The following is a 13,179-nucleotide window of genomic DNA, read 5'->3' as shown; positions in this document are numbered from 1 at the left end:
AGCAAGGCGGGCACATGCCCGCCTTTTTTTCGTCGGTACCATTGCGCCATCAGAGGTCCACACCATGAAACTGCTGCTTGCCGAAGACGATGTGATGCTGGGTGCCAGCATGGAAAAAGGGCTGGATCTGGCCGGGTTCCAGGTGGACTGGGCCAAGACCGGTGACCAGGTCGTCGACGCCCTGGGCCGCCGCAGCTACGACGTGGTGCTGCTGGACATCGGCCTGCCGAAGCCCGATGGGCTGCAGATCCTGCGATGGATGCGCAACGAGGGCCAGACGACCCCGGTGATGCTGGTGACTGCGCGCGATGCCGTGCCCGACCGCGTGGCCGGGCTCAACCAGGGCGCCGACGACTACCTGACCAAACCCTTCGACCTGGACGAACTGTGCGCGCGTATCCATGCGCTGGCGCGCCGCCAGGGCGGGCGCGCCAGCGCCCACATCCAGCTGGGGCGCCTGGAGGTGCGGCCGGCCGAGCGCGAGGCCCTGCTGGGGGGCAAGCAGCTGGCGCTGTCGCAACGCGAGTTCGACCTGCTGACCACCTTCGCCCGGCAGCCTGGGGTGGTGCTCTCGGTCGAGCAGCTGGAGAAGCAGCTGTATGGCTGGAGCGAAGACATTTCCAGCAACGCCGTGGAGGTGCACCTGCACCACCTGCGCCGCAAGCTCGGTGAGCCCTGGATCGTCAATGTGCGCGGGGTGGGCTACAAGCTGGTGCAGCGGCCTTGAAACTGCGCTCGATCCGCTCCCAGCTGCTGATCTGGCTGATCTCCTCGGTGCTGATCACCACCCTGGTGGTCGGTTTCCTGACCGCGCGGCTGACCTGGAGCGGCTTCAACAATGTGCGCGACATGGGTCTGGAGCAGATCGCCCAGACGGTGGTGCGCCACGACGAGGCCGCGCCCGCTCAACCCCCGGCGCCGCTGCCCTCGACCGCACTGGCCGATGACGACCTCGACCAGTTCGTCAGCCAGATCTGGGACCACTCGGGCCAGCTGGTCTATTCCTCGCTGGCCGATGTCGGCCCGCCCCTGCAGCGTCCGGGACACAACATCGTCACCTGGGAGGGCGAAAGCTGGCGTGTGTACACACAGGCGCACGACCGGCGCATCGTTCAGGTGGCGGTCACCACCAAGATCCGGCGCCAGCACTTCTACTCACTCACCCCATGGCTGCTGATTCCGCTGGTGCTGCTGGTGCTGGTGCTGGCGGTGCTCACCAGCACGGGCGTCGACCGCGTGCTGCTGCCGCTGGAACAGCTGCGCAGCGACATCGCCCGCAGCGACCCGGAAGGCCTGCAGCCCATCGACACCTCCGGCCTGCCCGCCGAGGTGGCGCCACTGGCCGACACGCTCAACCAGCTGCTGGCCCGCATCGAGCACATGCTCAACCACCAGCGCCGCTTCCTGGCCGACGCCGCGCACGAGCTCAATACACCGCTGGCCGTGGTCAAGCTGCAGGCGCAGCTGGTCCGGCGGTCAAAGCCGGGCGAATGGGAGGGTGCGCTGGACCAGCTGGATGCAGGCATCGAACGGGCCTCCCGGCTGGCCTTTCAGCTGCTCCAGCTCGCACGCCTGGAGCCCGAAGCGCAGACGGCCCAGCAGCAGACCCTGCGGCTGGACGATCTGCTGCGCGAGGCCGTCGCCGGCTTTTCGGCGCGCGCCGAACAGCAGGGCAGCGACCTGGGACTGGTGAGCGCCGAGCCGGTGTCCCTGGTCGGCGACCCGCATGCGCTGCGCAACCTGGTCGACAACCTGATCGGCAATGCGCTGACCCACAACCCGGGGCCGGTGCGCATCGACGTGGGCTTGCACGTCGCCGGCGGGACAGCGGTGCTGGAGGTCAGCGACAACGGCACCGGCATCGCACCGGAGGACCGGGTGCGGGTGCTGGAACGGTTCGTCCGGCTCTCCCCCGGCGACGGCAAAGGCAGCGGCCTGGGCCTGTCCATCGTCGGCGAAATCGCGGCCCTGCACGGCGGCAGGGTGGAACTGGCCGACACATCCGGCGGTGGGCTGACGGTGCGCGTGCACCTGCCGCTGTTCACTGCCCGCACCGAACCGCGGAACACCTGATGCGGCGGCGCCCCGCCGCACCACTCTGTATATACAGTGCAGCCATGGCCAACACCTCTCCGCCGCCGCCCTCGCGCTGGGCCACGCTGACCGTCGCCAGCGCCAACGTACTGAACCTGGCGCAGCCGGGCCGCCACTTCTACGACGGGCAGGACCCGTACAGCCAGAACGAGTTCGAGCGCAAAGTCGAGTGGCTCGGCGAGCGCTTTCGCGTGCTCAACGCCGACGTGCTGGCGGTGCAGGAGGTCTGGGACGAGGTGGCGCTGCGCGCCGCCATCGCCCGCAGCGGCCTCCAGTACGGTACGGTGGCCGTGCCCGGCGCCGAGAACGGCCCCGGACAACACGGTGCCCAGGGCACGCCGCGCGTGGGCCTGGTGACGCGGCTGAAGCTTGAGTCGCTGGAGTCGATCGCCGATTTCCCCGCCGCGGCCGTGGTGCAGGTGCCCGGGCTGGGGCCACACACCCGCTTCGAGCGCCCGCCCCTGCTGGCCACGCTGCGCATGAAACACGGGCAGGAGATCGGCGTGATCACCGCGCACCTCAAGTCCAAGCGCCCCAAGTACCTGCAGGACGCCAGCGGCCAGACCATGGAAGACACCGAAGACCCGACCGTGCAGGCACTGGGCTCGCTGCGTTCGCTGCTGATGCGCGCAGGCGAGGCGCTGGCACTGCGGCTGAAGGTGGTCGAGCTGCTGCACCGCACGCGGCTGCCGCTGATCGTGATGGGCGATTTCAACGACGGGCCGCACAGCGTGACCACCCAGCTGATCGCCGCCACCTCGCAGGTGGCCTACGACAAGGGTGCGCGCGACAACGCCCTGTTCAGCGCCTGGGACGTGCAGGGGGAGGCTGCGCTGCGGCGCGACGTGGCGTATTCGCACATCCACCAGGGCTACCCCGAGGTGCTGGATCAGGTGCTGGTGAGCGAGGAGTTCGTGGCCACCAGCCGTTCGGCCATCGGCGACGTGCGCCGCGTGGAGGTGTTCAACGACCACCTGCACGAAGGCCGCGACCGCAGCCGCAGCGACCACGGCTTCGTGCGCGCGCTGCTGCGGCTGAAGCTGCCGGATGTGCTGGTCTAGACGAACCGGACGGAAGCCAGCGGCGGCAGATCGCGCGAGAGTTCCTGCCAGTGTTCGCCGGCATCGGCACTGACCCAGAGCCCGCCGGTGGTCGAGCCCATGGCCAGCACGCGACCGCTGGCGTCCACGTCCAGCGCGTGCCGGTACACCAGGTGGTAGGCGTGGGTCTGAGGCAAGCCGTCGCCGAAGGCCTGGAAACTCCGGCCGCCGTCGTCGGTGCGCAGCACCACCAAACGCCCGTCCACCGGGATGCGGCAGACATCGGCCTGCGCCGGCACGAACCAGGCGCGTTGCGGGTTGCCCGGGTCACAGGCCACGGCAAAGCCGAAACCCGACGGCGCTGGCGCCGCGATGGCCTGCCACAGCACGCCGCCGTCGGTGGAGCGGTAAATGCCGCGGTGGTGCTGCACCCACAGCGCTTCGGGCTGGGCGCGGCACTGCACCAGGGCGTGCGGGTCCTGGGTGTTGCCGTCGTCGGCGCTCTCGGCCGGCAGGTAGTCGGCCTTCATGCCTTGGGCCGTGAGGGACCAGCTGGTGCCAGCGTCGCGCGTCTGCCAGACGCCTCCACAGGAGATGCCCAGCGTCACATGGCGGGCATCGCGCGGGTCGACCACGATGGAGTGGATGCCGGCGTGGTCGTAGCCGCCACCGAACCATTCGCGGCGGCCGGGCTCTTCCCACAGCGGCCGGTTCAGCGACCAGCTCGCGCCGCGATCCTCCGAACGGAACAGGCCCGCCGGCAGGCAGCCCGCCCAGAGCACCCCGGGCTCGTCCGCGCCGCCGGCCGCCATCGACCACACCAGGTCCACACTCCAGGGCGTGGTGTCGTCGGCCATCGGGCCTTCGGCCGGTTTGGGCGGAAACGCGGGCGCGGCCACCTCGGTCCACGAACGCCCCCGGTCTGCACTGCGGTGCAGCTTGACGCCAAAGTGGCCCAGGCGCAGCGCGGCGTACCAGTGGCCGTCGCGCGGATCGGCCAGCACGCTGGTGACCGGCTCGCCAGCAAAGTGCAGCGCCGCGATGCGCCAGCCGGTGCCCGCGCCCTCCCACACGAACAGGCCCTTGCGGCTTGCCACCAGCATCGTCGCCATTGCAGTCTCCTCGGGTTGTGTGGGTGGCGGTTCAGCCGCCGCTCAGCGCCTGCACCACCAGCACCCGGTCGCCGGCCAGCAGTGCCCGGTCCAGCCGGGTGCGGTCGGCCACCAGTTCGCGGTTGACGAACACGGCCACGTGTTTGCGCACCGCGCGCTGGTCGTCGAACACATAGGCCGCCAGCGCCGGCGCGGCCTGCAGGGCCTCCTCCAGCGCATCGCGCAGCAACCCCGGTGGCACCTGCTGGGGTTCGCAGTCCACGTGGCGGCGCAGGGCGGGGGCGAATTCGACGGTGACCATGGTGAAGGTTCCGCACGCAGTGTCGATTCGCTCGCCCGCGCGCGCAAGCCCCGAACCCCTCTGGAGGCAGGGTCAGGCGCGCACGAACAGCGTCACCAGCGGCTGGTCGCCGACCTGGCGGCTCCAGTGGCCGTGCACCGCCGGGTCGAAGGTCGCGCCCTCGGGCAGGGTGTCGGCGGAATAGAAGTGATCGCCCGGGCCGAAGACGCGCGAGCTGCCGTCCTGCAGCCCGATCTCCATCTGCCCCTGCAGCACGAACAGCCACTGGGGGGTACCGGTGCAGTGGAACTGGCTGCGAAAACCGACCGGGCTCTGGCGCAGCTGGTAACCGCCCGAGGGCATCAACGGCGAAAGGCACGCCGCTGGCGTGCCTTCGCTGAGTTCGACCGATTCCTCGCGGAACGCGGCCCGTCCGTCGGTGCCGGTGTAGAGCACCACCTTGGTGAAACTTGTCATCGTCATCTCCTGCGTCGCAGGGTTGTACCAGACACGTTCGCCTGACATTCCAGCGCACACCGCGGAACCGGCTTCGCCGGGCCGCAGGTGTGGTCCCCCTGGGGGAAAGCCGCGAAGCGGCGCAGGGGGGAGGTCAGTTCGCCTTGGGGTAACGGCTGGGGTAAAGCTCGTTCAGCTTCTTGCCGCTTTCGCCGTCGGCAATGATGTCGCCGGTGCGCTGGGCTTCGGCCAACTCGGCCTTGACCTGCTCACGCGTCTTGGCCTGGGCCACGTTGTCCTTGGGGTAGCGGTTCGGGTAAACCTCGCGCAGCGTGCGGCCCGACTCGTTGTCGGCGATCACGTTGCCGCTTTCCTGGGCAGCACGCAGCTCGGCGCGCACTTCCTCGCGGGTCAGGCCCTGGGTCTTGGGTGCGGCGGCGTAGGCCGAGGGATTGATCTCGCGGGCGGTGCGGCCGGACTCGTTGTCGGCGATCACGTTGCCATCGCGCTGGGCGGCGGCCAGCTCGGCCTTGACCTCGGCACGGGTCTTGGCCTGGGCGGTGGCGGCGGCCGGATAGCGGCCGGGATACATCTCGCGCAGCGTCAGACCGGACTCGTTGTCGCCGATCACGTCACCGGCCTGCTGGGCCTGGATCAGTTCGGCGCGGACCTGCTCGCGGGTCAGGGGTGCGTCGGCGTCGGCGGCGAAGGCCTGACCGGCCGACAGGGCGGCCACGGCAAGGGCGATGCTGGAGAGGTAAGAGGCTTTCATGGTGCTTCCTTTCAAGAAGTGGTGAAACGGTGAAGTGATGGTGCCGGCCCGGGGGTCGGGTGTCTTTTCGCGGCGGTTTCGCTTCTTTGCGTTGTGTTTCGGAAGAGATTCGTTCGCGATGGGTGAACTTTAAAATTTCATTGCAAGAAGAAAAATCACCGGATCGTCGTCAATCTATTTCCAAATCAGCAACAATCTCTCGATTGAAACCCTCCACCATCGACCCATGGACCGACTGACCTCAATGCGTGTGTTTCTTCGTGTGGCGGACGAAGGCGGTTTTGCCGCCGCTGCGCGGGCGCTGGACATGTCGCCCGCGGTGGTGACGCGGCTGGTGGCCGACCTGGAGGAGCACCTGGGCACCCGGCTGCTGCAACGCACCACACGCCGGCAGTCGCTCACCGATGCCGGCGAGGCCTACCTGGAGCGGGTGCGCCACATCCTGCAGGATCTGGACGACGCGCACTCGCTGGTGAGTTCGCACACACAGGAGCTTTCGGGCACGCTGCGGGTGCTGGCGCCACCGGTGCTGGCCACACACGTGCTCGCGCCCATGGTCGCGAGCTTCCACCAGCGCTATCCGCAGATCCAGCTGGACATCGAGGTGGCGAGCCACCGCGAGCCCCCCATCGAAGCCTTCGACATCACACTGATGGGCACCGACGAGGGTTACGACGCCAACATCATTGCCCGCAAGGTGAACACGACCGAGGCCTTCCTGGTTGCGTCGCCGGCGTACCTGGCGCGCCGGGGCACCCCCGCCACCCCGCAGGACCTGCTGCAGCACGACTGCCTGCGCATCAAGCCGGACATGGGCCCTCGCAGCCGCATGCTGCGCCTGTTCCGCAGCGACTGCGACGACGAGGTGCTGCTGGACGTGCGCCCGGTGCTCTGGGCCAACCACACCGACACGCTGATGCGGGCCGCGCTCGACGGCGCCGGCATCACCGGCACCACGGTCGAGCTGGCTGCGCCCCACCTGGCCAGCGGTGCGCTGGTGCGCGTGCTCGCGCCCTGGATCACCGGCCGGTTCACGCTCTATGCGGCCCTGCCCAGCCGCAAGTTCCTGCCCCAGCGCACCCAGGTGTTTCTGGACCACCTGACCGAACGGACGCGCGAGCGCGTGGCAGAGGCGCTGGCCGGCTGCAGCGTCTGCTGAATCTGGGGGCGGCCCGGCGCTGAAATCTTCCACCAGGGTTCAACCCCTTTTCGCCGTTCCGTTCGTTTCAGTGGACTCCACACCCTTTCTGGAGTCCTCATGAACACCTCCCTGCGCCGCCTCGCCCTGTCCGCCTTCGCGGCAGGTGCCTTGTTGTCCGCCCTGCCCGCCCAGGCCATCGGCCGGCTCGCCAATGTCCACCTGATCGACCGCGACAGCGGCGAGACCCTGCCGGTCTACCGGCACCGGGGCGAACACTGGGTCGCCGGCCGGCCGGGCGCCCGCTACGCCATCTCGGTGCGCAATGCCCAGCCGAACCGCCTCATGGGCGTGGTCTCGGTGGACGGCGTCAATGTGGTCTCGGGTGAAACCGCGGCCTGGCACCAGACCGGCTACGTGCTCGGCCCCTGGCAGCAGTACGACATCACCGGCTGGCGCAAGTCCGACCACGAGGTCGCGGCCTTCCACTTCACCGCCCTGCCGTCGTCCTACGCCGCACGCACCGGTCGCCCGGCGCATGTGGGGGTGATCGGGGTGGCGCTCTTCCGTGAGAAGGCCCCGGCCCTGGAGCCGCTGCCGGAGCCGGTCTACCCGTCCTGGCGCGAGCGGCGGGAACTCAATGAAGCCGAAAGCGGCTCACTGGGCAGGGGCCCGCTCGAACGCGGCGCACCCTCGGCCTCGGCCGCCGACTCGGTCGCCGAAGCCCGCCGCCCGGCACCAGCGGCGCCGAAGCTGGGCACCGGCCACGGCGAGCGCGAACACGACACCATCGGCCACACCACGTTCGAGCGCCGCAGCGACCGGCCCGAAGAGGTGATCCGCATCCGCTACGACAGCCGCGAGAACCTGGTGGCGATGGGCATCCTGCCGCCCGATGTGTCACCGCACCGCCCGCAGCCGTTCCCGGGGTCGCGCTCGCCGCGCTACGCACCCGATCCGGACTGAAGGCGTGACCACCGCCGCCCATAATCGCCCGCATGACCGCGGCCGACACGCCCTCCGACGAAGAACTCATGCAGGCCTACGCCCGCGGGGACATGCGCGCCTTTGAAGCCCTGTACGACCGCCACGCCCTGCCGGTGTGGCGTTTCGTGCAGCGCAGCGTGCAGAACGCCGCGCTGGCCGACGACCTGGTGCAGGACGTCTGGTTCAGTGTGGTGCGCCACGCGCCGCAGTACGAGCCGCGTGCCAAGTTCCGCACCTGGCTGTTCACCCTGGCGCACCACCGCATGGTCGACCACTGGCGCACGCAGAAGAACCACACCAGCCTGGACGCCGAGAGCGAGGACGGCAGCGCGCTGGCCGAGATGCTGGCGGCCGAGTCCGGCTTCGGCCCGGAGCGGCGGCTCGATTCGCGCGAGCTGGCGCAGGCGCTGCTGGATGCGCTGGCGGCACTGCCCGAGGTGCAGCGCGAGGCCTTCCTGCTGCAGGCCGAAGCGGGCATGAGCCTGGCCGAAATCGCGCAGACCACGGGCGTCAGCATGGAAACCGCCAAGAGCCGCCTGCGCTATGCCCGCGCCCGCCTGCGCGAGACCCTGGAGGCCCACGCATGAACCGCGACCACCTGCCGCCGACGCCCGACGACGCGCTGCTGAAGCGCTACCGCGAGGCCAATGAGCTCGACGCCGCGCGGCCCGGCCCCGCGCTGAGAGAGAACGTGCTGGCGCATGCGCGCGCGGTCGCCGCCTCGCGCCTCGAAACGCCGCCCCCCAACGCGCGGCCGGCCGCCAACGACAGCGCCTGGACCTGGCGGGCCCTGGGCGGCCTCGCGGCGATCGGCCTAGTCGGCCTGCTGGTGCTGCAGTTCGACCGTGGCACGCCGGAAGAGAAGGAACTGGCCATGGGCGCCGGCAGTGCGCGCCCTGCCGCAGAAATTGCGGCCACGCAGGCTGCGCCAACCGCGCCCGCCGGAACCGCGGAGTCCGCCACCGCCCCGGCACCGCCGCCCCAACCGGAGCCTCAACAGCAGAAGCAGGCGCCGGAGGCTCAGACCCGGTTCATGAAGCGACCGCCAGCGCCAGTGGCCCCCGCCCCCGAAGCGGCAGACCGCATGGCCGGCGCCGAGCCGGCGCAAGAGGCCGAGCGCGCAGCCCCTGCCGCTTCGGCCGAAGTCGCTCCGCCACCGCAGGCGCCAGCGGCAGCGGTCGCACCCGCCCCCTTGTCCCGCGCCGCACCCGCCGCCGAAGGGGTGCTGCGCGAGCGGCATGAGATCACCTCCGCCCGCCCGGCGCCACCGCCCTCGCCCCTGTTCGCCGCCATCGCGTCTGGCAACGCAGAGGCCGTGCAGCAGCGGCTGGCCGAAGGGGCCGACCCGAACGGGCGCGACCCCGTCGGCCGCACGCCCCTGATCGCGGCGGCGCGGACCGGCAACGAAGCGGTGGTGCGGCAACTGCTGGCCGCGGGTGCGGACCGCACGCTGCGCGACCGCGATGGCCTCAGTGCCGCGGACCACGCCGAACGGAGCGGTCACCCAGGTCTGCTGCCGCTGTTGCGCTGAGCGCACCGGCCGTTTCGGCCACCAGGCGCTGCCGCCGGACCTGGCGCGGCGTGGCCTCGGTCAGCCGCTGCAACATCCGGCGCAAGGCCGTGGCGTCCTGGTAGCCCACGGCGGCCGCCACCTGTTCCACCGGCAGGCGCGTGTGTTCCAGCAGGGCGCGCGCGCGGCGCAGACGCACGCTCTGGATCAGCGCCATGGGCGACTTGCCGGTGGCGCGCTGCACATGGCGCGCCAGCGTGCGGGTCGACATCGCGGCCTGCTGCGCCAGCATCGACACGGTCACCGGTTCCGGCCAGCGCGCCTCGATCTGCGCCACCAGCCCGCTGACGAAGTCGTCGCCCGCCACCAGGGCCTGGGGCACCACGTAGGGCGACTGCGCCGCACGGGCGTCGATCAGCAGCACCCGGCCGACCCAGTCGGCCAGCGCGTGCCCACCGTGCTCGCGCAGCAGGTGCAGCATCAGGTCGGTCTGCGCCAGGGCCGCCCCGCCGGTGGCGACAGGGCCGTCCACGCACACCATGCGGTCGGCGTCCACGCGGCAGGCGGGAAACCGCTGCTGCAGCAGGTGGGCCAGCCACCAGGTGGTGGTGGCGCGGCGCCCGTCCAGCACGCCCGCCAGACCCAGCACGAACACCGAGAAACACGACGCCGCCACGCGCCCGCCCGCGGCCACATGGCGGCGCACCGCCGCAGCCGTCGCCTGCACGCATGGGTTATCCAGGTGTTGCGCCAGTTGCGCGGTGTCGGCCAAACGCAGGCCCGGCAGCACCCACACCGAGGAGTCGGCGCCCGCGCGCCGCGGCAGGGGGCGGGTGTCCACGGTCAGGCCCATCGACAGCGCCACCGGGCCACCCGCAGGCGAAAGCACCCGCCAGGTCGGTGCGGATACGCCGCAGCGCGGTGCCATCACCTGGGCGGCCGACAGCATGTCCAGCGTCACGGCCACACCGCTGGTCAGGCTGCCGGGCAGGACGATCAGGCTGAAATCGGGCATGTCTGAAATCGCTCCAAAGATGTCATTCCGGACACTTTAAGACCCGGCGCCCCCCGGGTCCAATGCGATCCATCGATTCAAGGAGCCGCCGCATGACAACACCGCCCCCAAAACCCATCCCCCGCTGGTACCTGGCGCTGGCACTGGCCGGGCTGGTGGGCACCTGGCTCTTCAACCTGCAGTACTTCCTGTCGGGGGGCAGCGTGGCGCCCGACCGCTTCTGGGCCGATGCCATGGTCAACCCGCTGACCAGTGCGATCACGGTCGACGTGTACCTGTCGGCGCTGGTATTTGCGGTCTGGGTGTGGCGCGAAACGGCGCCGCTCAGCCGCTGGCGGGCCCTGGCCTGGATCGCGCTGTGTTTCGGGGTGGGGCTGGCGGTCGCCCTGCCGCTGTACCTCGCGCACCGGGGCGTCGCCATCGCCCCTCGGCGCTGACTGGGCCGCAAGGCCTCAGCGGGGTGCGACGCGGTTCAGCGGCGTCTTCGCCTGCCCGGTGGTCAGGTAGGCGATCAGGTTGTCGGCGGCGAGCATGGCCATCGCCATGCGCGTGGGCAAGGTGGCGCTGGCGATGTGCGGCGTGAGCACCACGTTGGGCACGGTCAGCAGCGCGGGATTGACCTGGGGCTCGCCCTCGAACACGTCCAGCCCGGCGGCCGCGATGCGCTTTTCGCGCAGCGCCGCGACCAGCGCGTTCTCGTCCACGATGCCGCCGCGCGCGATGTTGACCAGGATCGCGGTCGGCTTCATCAGCGCCAGTTCGGCCGCGCCCACCGTGTGGTGCGCCGCGGGTGTGTAGGGCAGCACCAGCACCACATGGTCGGCCTGCGAGAACAGTGCTTCGCGAGAGACATAGCTCGCGCCACACGCGGCCTCTTTCCCGGCGTCGAGGCGCGAACGGTTGTGGTAGACCACCCGCATGCCGAAGCCGTGCGCACCGCGGCGCGCGATGGCCTGGCCGATGCGGCCCATGCCCAGGATGCCCAGCGTCGTGCCGTGGATGTCGGCGCCCGCGAACAGGTCGAGCGACCACTGCTTCCACTGGCCGGCGCGCAGGAAGTGTTCGCTCTCGGTGATGCGCCGCGCGGTCGCCATCAGCAGCGCAAAGCCGAAGTCGGCCGTGGTCTCGGTGAGCACGTCGGGCGCGTTGGTGGCCTGCACGCCGGCCGCCGTCATCGCGTCCAGATCGAAGTTGTTGTGGCCCACCGCGAGGTTGGCCACGATTTTCAGCTGCGGGCAGGCCGCCAGCAGCGCCGCGTCGATGTACTCGCTGCCGGTGGTCAGCACCCCGTCCTTGCCCTGCAGGCGCTCGATGAGTTCGACCGGGGACCAGACCACGCCGGGCGGCGTGGTCTCGACCTCGAAGTGCTCGCGCAGGCGCTCCACCACTTCGGGGAACACGGCACGCGCGATCAGGATGGCGGGGCGCTGGCTCATGCGCGTGCTCAGACGGCCAGCAGGTCGACTTCGAACAGCAGCGTGGCGTTCGGCGGGATCACGCCGCCGGCGCCGCGCGCGCCGTAGCCCAGCGCGGCCGGGATCACCAGGCGGCGCGTGCCACCGACGGCCATGCCCTGCACGCCCTCGTCCCAGCCCTTGATCACGTGGCCGGCGCCGAGCGGGAATTCGAAAGGCTGGCCGCGGTCCTTGCTGGAGTCGAACTTGGCGCCCTGCACGCCATCGTTGTAGAGCCAGCCGGTGTAGTGCACCTGCACGCGGCGGCCGGCCTGGGCGACCTCGCCGTTGCCGACGGTGGTGTCTTCGTACTGCAGGCCGCTGGGGGTGGTGATCATGGTGTGTCCTCGGGTTGAAAAAACGGAAGACCGATTATTCCAGCCCGGCACCGGCCCGGCGTCGGCACCACTTCAAACACCTGTTTACACAGGCTTTGCACGCCATGGGGCAAACGTTGACGCAGCCGCGATGTACTGCAGTCCTCGCAACCACCGGTCCCAGGAGACCCACGATGACCACCTCCACCCCCCTCTTCTCCCGCCGCCTGGCGCTGGGCGCCATCGCCGGCTCGGCCCTGCTCACCGCGTTGCCGGCCATGGCCGAGGGACGCCTGACCGACGTGCGCGTGATCGACCGCGACCGCGGCGCGGTGCTGCCGCTCTACCGCTTCCGCGGCGAGTACTGGGTGGCGGGCGAACCGGGCGCACGCTACGCCATCGAGCTGCGCAACGACAGCCGCGAGCGCCTGCTCAACGTGGTGTCGGTAGACGGCGTGAACGTGATCACCGGCGAGACCGCCGACTTTGACCAGGCCGGCTACGTGCTGGAGCCGATGCAGCGCTACGACGTGGCTGGCTGGCGCAAGAGCAAGCGCGAGATCGCGGCCTTCGAGTTCACCCGCCACTCGCGCTCTTACGCCGCGCGCACCGGGCGTCCGGACGACGTGGGCGTGATCGGCGTGGCGGTGTTCCGCGAGCGCGAGGCCTTCCACCTGCCGCGCCCGCCCCTGCCGCCCTTCCCGCCGTTCGACCGCAGCGCACCGGGCACCAAGTCCAGCCCGCAGCTGCAGGAGCGTTCCCACAACGGCGCGCAGGCAGGGCCCCAGCTGGGCACCGGCCATGGCGACCGAGAACGCGACCGCGTCGGCGAGACCGACTTCGAGCGCCGCAGCAACCGGCCCGACGAGATCATCCGCATCCGCTACGACAGCCGCGAGAACCTGATCGCGCTGGGTGTGATCCCGCCGGAGCGCCGCCGCTGGCGCGACCGGCCCAGCGCCTTCCCGGGTGCGAACCGGGGCTACGTGCCCGATCCGAACTGA

The 13,179-nt window shown here is 70.6% G+C and carries 16 protein-coding genes; 9 read left to right on the top strand and 7 right to left on the bottom strand.

Features of this window, described 5'->3' with window-relative positions; translation table 11 throughout:
* Positions 1–64: 64 nt before the first annotated feature.
* Genes BC358_RS05245 through BC358_RS05235 form a run of 3 tightly spaced genes read left to right on the top strand, consistent with a single transcriptional unit; the run spans position 65 to position 3,155 of the window.
* Positions 65–727 carry a response regulator transcription factor gene (locus BC358_RS05245; RefSeq protein WP_079365009.1) on the top strand — a complete coding sequence of 221 codons (663 nt, stop codon included), beginning with the start codon at positions 65–67 and terminating at the stop codon, positions 725–727.
* Complete coding sequence (locus BC358_RS05240; RefSeq protein ID WP_079365008.1) at positions 724–2,073, top strand: ATP-binding protein; 1,350 nt, start codon at positions 724–726, stop codon at positions 2,071–2,073. The genes BC358_RS05245 and BC358_RS05240 overlap by 4 nt, the downstream gene beginning before the upstream one ends.
* 44 nt (positions 2,074–2,117) lie before the next feature.
* Entirely contained in the window at positions 2,118–3,155 is a 1,038-nt protein-coding gene (locus BC358_RS05235; protein ID WP_079365007.1) for an endonuclease/exonuclease/phosphatase family protein, read from the top strand.
* On the opposite strand, the gene BC358_RS05230 is transcribed toward BC358_RS05235, so the two are convergent.
* The 4 genes from BC358_RS05230 to BC358_RS21740 form a co-directional block, all read right to left on the bottom strand.
* Entirely contained in the window at positions 3,152–4,246 is a 1,095-nt protein-coding gene (locus BC358_RS05230) for a sialidase family protein (protein ID WP_079365006.1), read from the bottom strand. The genes BC358_RS05235 and BC358_RS05230 overlap by 4 nt on opposite strands.
* A gap of 31 nt (positions 4,247–4,277) precedes the next feature.
* A complete protein-coding gene (locus BC358_RS05225; RefSeq protein WP_079365005.1) occupies positions 4,278–4,547 on the bottom strand; it encodes a MoaD/ThiS family protein in 270 nt (89 codons plus the stop codon).
* Between the two features lie 72 nt (positions 4,548–4,619).
* Positions 4,620–5,003 (bottom strand): hypothetical protein, encoded by a 384-nt coding sequence (locus BC358_RS05220; RefSeq protein WP_079365004.1) that lies wholly within the window; start codon positions 5,001–5,003, stop codon positions 4,620–4,622.
* 133 nt (positions 5,004–5,136) lie between these two features.
* Complete coding sequence (locus BC358_RS21740; protein ID WP_133156297.1) at positions 5,137–5,754, bottom strand: DUF4148 domain-containing protein; 618 nt, start codon at positions 5,752–5,754, stop codon at positions 5,137–5,139.
* 226 nt (positions 5,755–5,980) lie between these two features.
* On the opposite strand from BC358_RS21740, the gene BC358_RS05210 reads away from it, so the two are divergent.
* From BC358_RS05210 to BC358_RS05195, 4 genes are all read left to right on the top strand, one after another.
* A complete protein-coding gene (locus tag BC358_RS05210; protein ID WP_079365003.1) occupies positions 5,981–6,913 on the top strand; it encodes a LysR family transcriptional regulator in 933 nt (310 codons plus the stop codon).
* Positions 6,914–7,012: 99 nt separating this feature from the next.
* A complete protein-coding gene (locus tag BC358_RS05205) occupies positions 7,013–7,858 on the top strand; it encodes a hypothetical protein (protein ID WP_079365002.1) in 846 nt (281 codons plus the stop codon).
* Between the two features lie 32 nt (positions 7,859–7,890).
* On the top strand, positions 7,891–8,466 hold the full coding sequence (locus BC358_RS05200) for an RNA polymerase sigma factor (protein WP_143434181.1): 576 nt from the start codon (positions 7,891–7,893) through the stop codon (positions 8,464–8,466).
* Positions 8,463–9,410 carry an ankyrin repeat domain-containing protein gene (locus tag BC358_RS05195; RefSeq protein WP_079365001.1) on the top strand — a complete coding sequence of 316 codons (948 nt, stop codon included), beginning with the start codon at positions 8,463–8,465 and terminating at the stop codon, positions 9,408–9,410. Before BC358_RS05200 ends, BC358_RS05195 begins: the two co-directional genes overlap by 4 nt.
* Here the strand turns inward: BC358_RS05195 and BC358_RS05190 are convergent.
* Complete coding sequence (locus tag BC358_RS05190; protein WP_079365000.1) at positions 9,349–10,404, bottom strand: GlxA family transcriptional regulator; 1,056 nt, start codon at positions 10,402–10,404, stop codon at positions 9,349–9,351. The two genes, BC358_RS05195 and BC358_RS05190, sit on opposite strands and share 62 nt — an antisense overlap.
* Before the next feature lie 92 nt (positions 10,405–10,496).
* Between BC358_RS05190 and BC358_RS05185 the strand changes: the two genes are divergently transcribed.
* Positions 10,497–10,841, top strand: coding sequence for a DUF2834 domain-containing protein (locus BC358_RS05185; protein ID WP_079364999.1), 345 nt, complete (start codon positions 10,497–10,499; stop codon positions 10,839–10,841).
* Between the two features lie 15 nt (positions 10,842–10,856).
* Here BC358_RS05185 and BC358_RS05180 read toward each other — a convergent pair whose 3' ends face one another.
* Both BC358_RS05180 and BC358_RS05175 read right to left on the bottom strand, forming a co-directional pair.
* Positions 10,857–11,840, bottom strand: coding sequence for a D-glycerate dehydrogenase (locus BC358_RS05180; protein ID WP_079364998.1), 984 nt, complete (start codon positions 11,838–11,840; stop codon positions 10,857–10,859).
* Positions 11,841–11,848: 8 nt separating this feature from the next.
* Positions 11,849–12,196, bottom strand: coding sequence for an FKBP-type peptidyl-prolyl cis-trans isomerase (locus tag BC358_RS05175; protein WP_066150438.1), 348 nt, complete (start codon positions 12,194–12,196; stop codon positions 11,849–11,851).
* A 173-nt stretch (positions 12,197–12,369) separates the two neighbouring features.
* On the opposite strand from BC358_RS05175, the gene BC358_RS05170 reads away from it, so the two are divergent.
* The gene (locus BC358_RS05170) at positions 12,370–13,179 is read left to right on the top strand and encodes a hypothetical protein (RefSeq protein ID WP_079364997.1); all 810 of its coding nucleotides are present in this window, start codon (positions 12,370–12,372) and stop codon (positions 13,177–13,179) included.

This window comes from Hydrogenophaga sp. H7, assembly GCF_002025745.1.
In the GTDB taxonomy this organism is placed as follows: Bacteria; Pseudomonadota; Gammaproteobacteria; order Burkholderiales; family Burkholderiaceae_C; genus Hydrogenophaga; species Hydrogenophaga pseudoflava.
The sequence above is the reverse complement of the archived record's forward strand: the minus strand, read 5'-3'. Positions and strand labels throughout refer to the sequence as shown.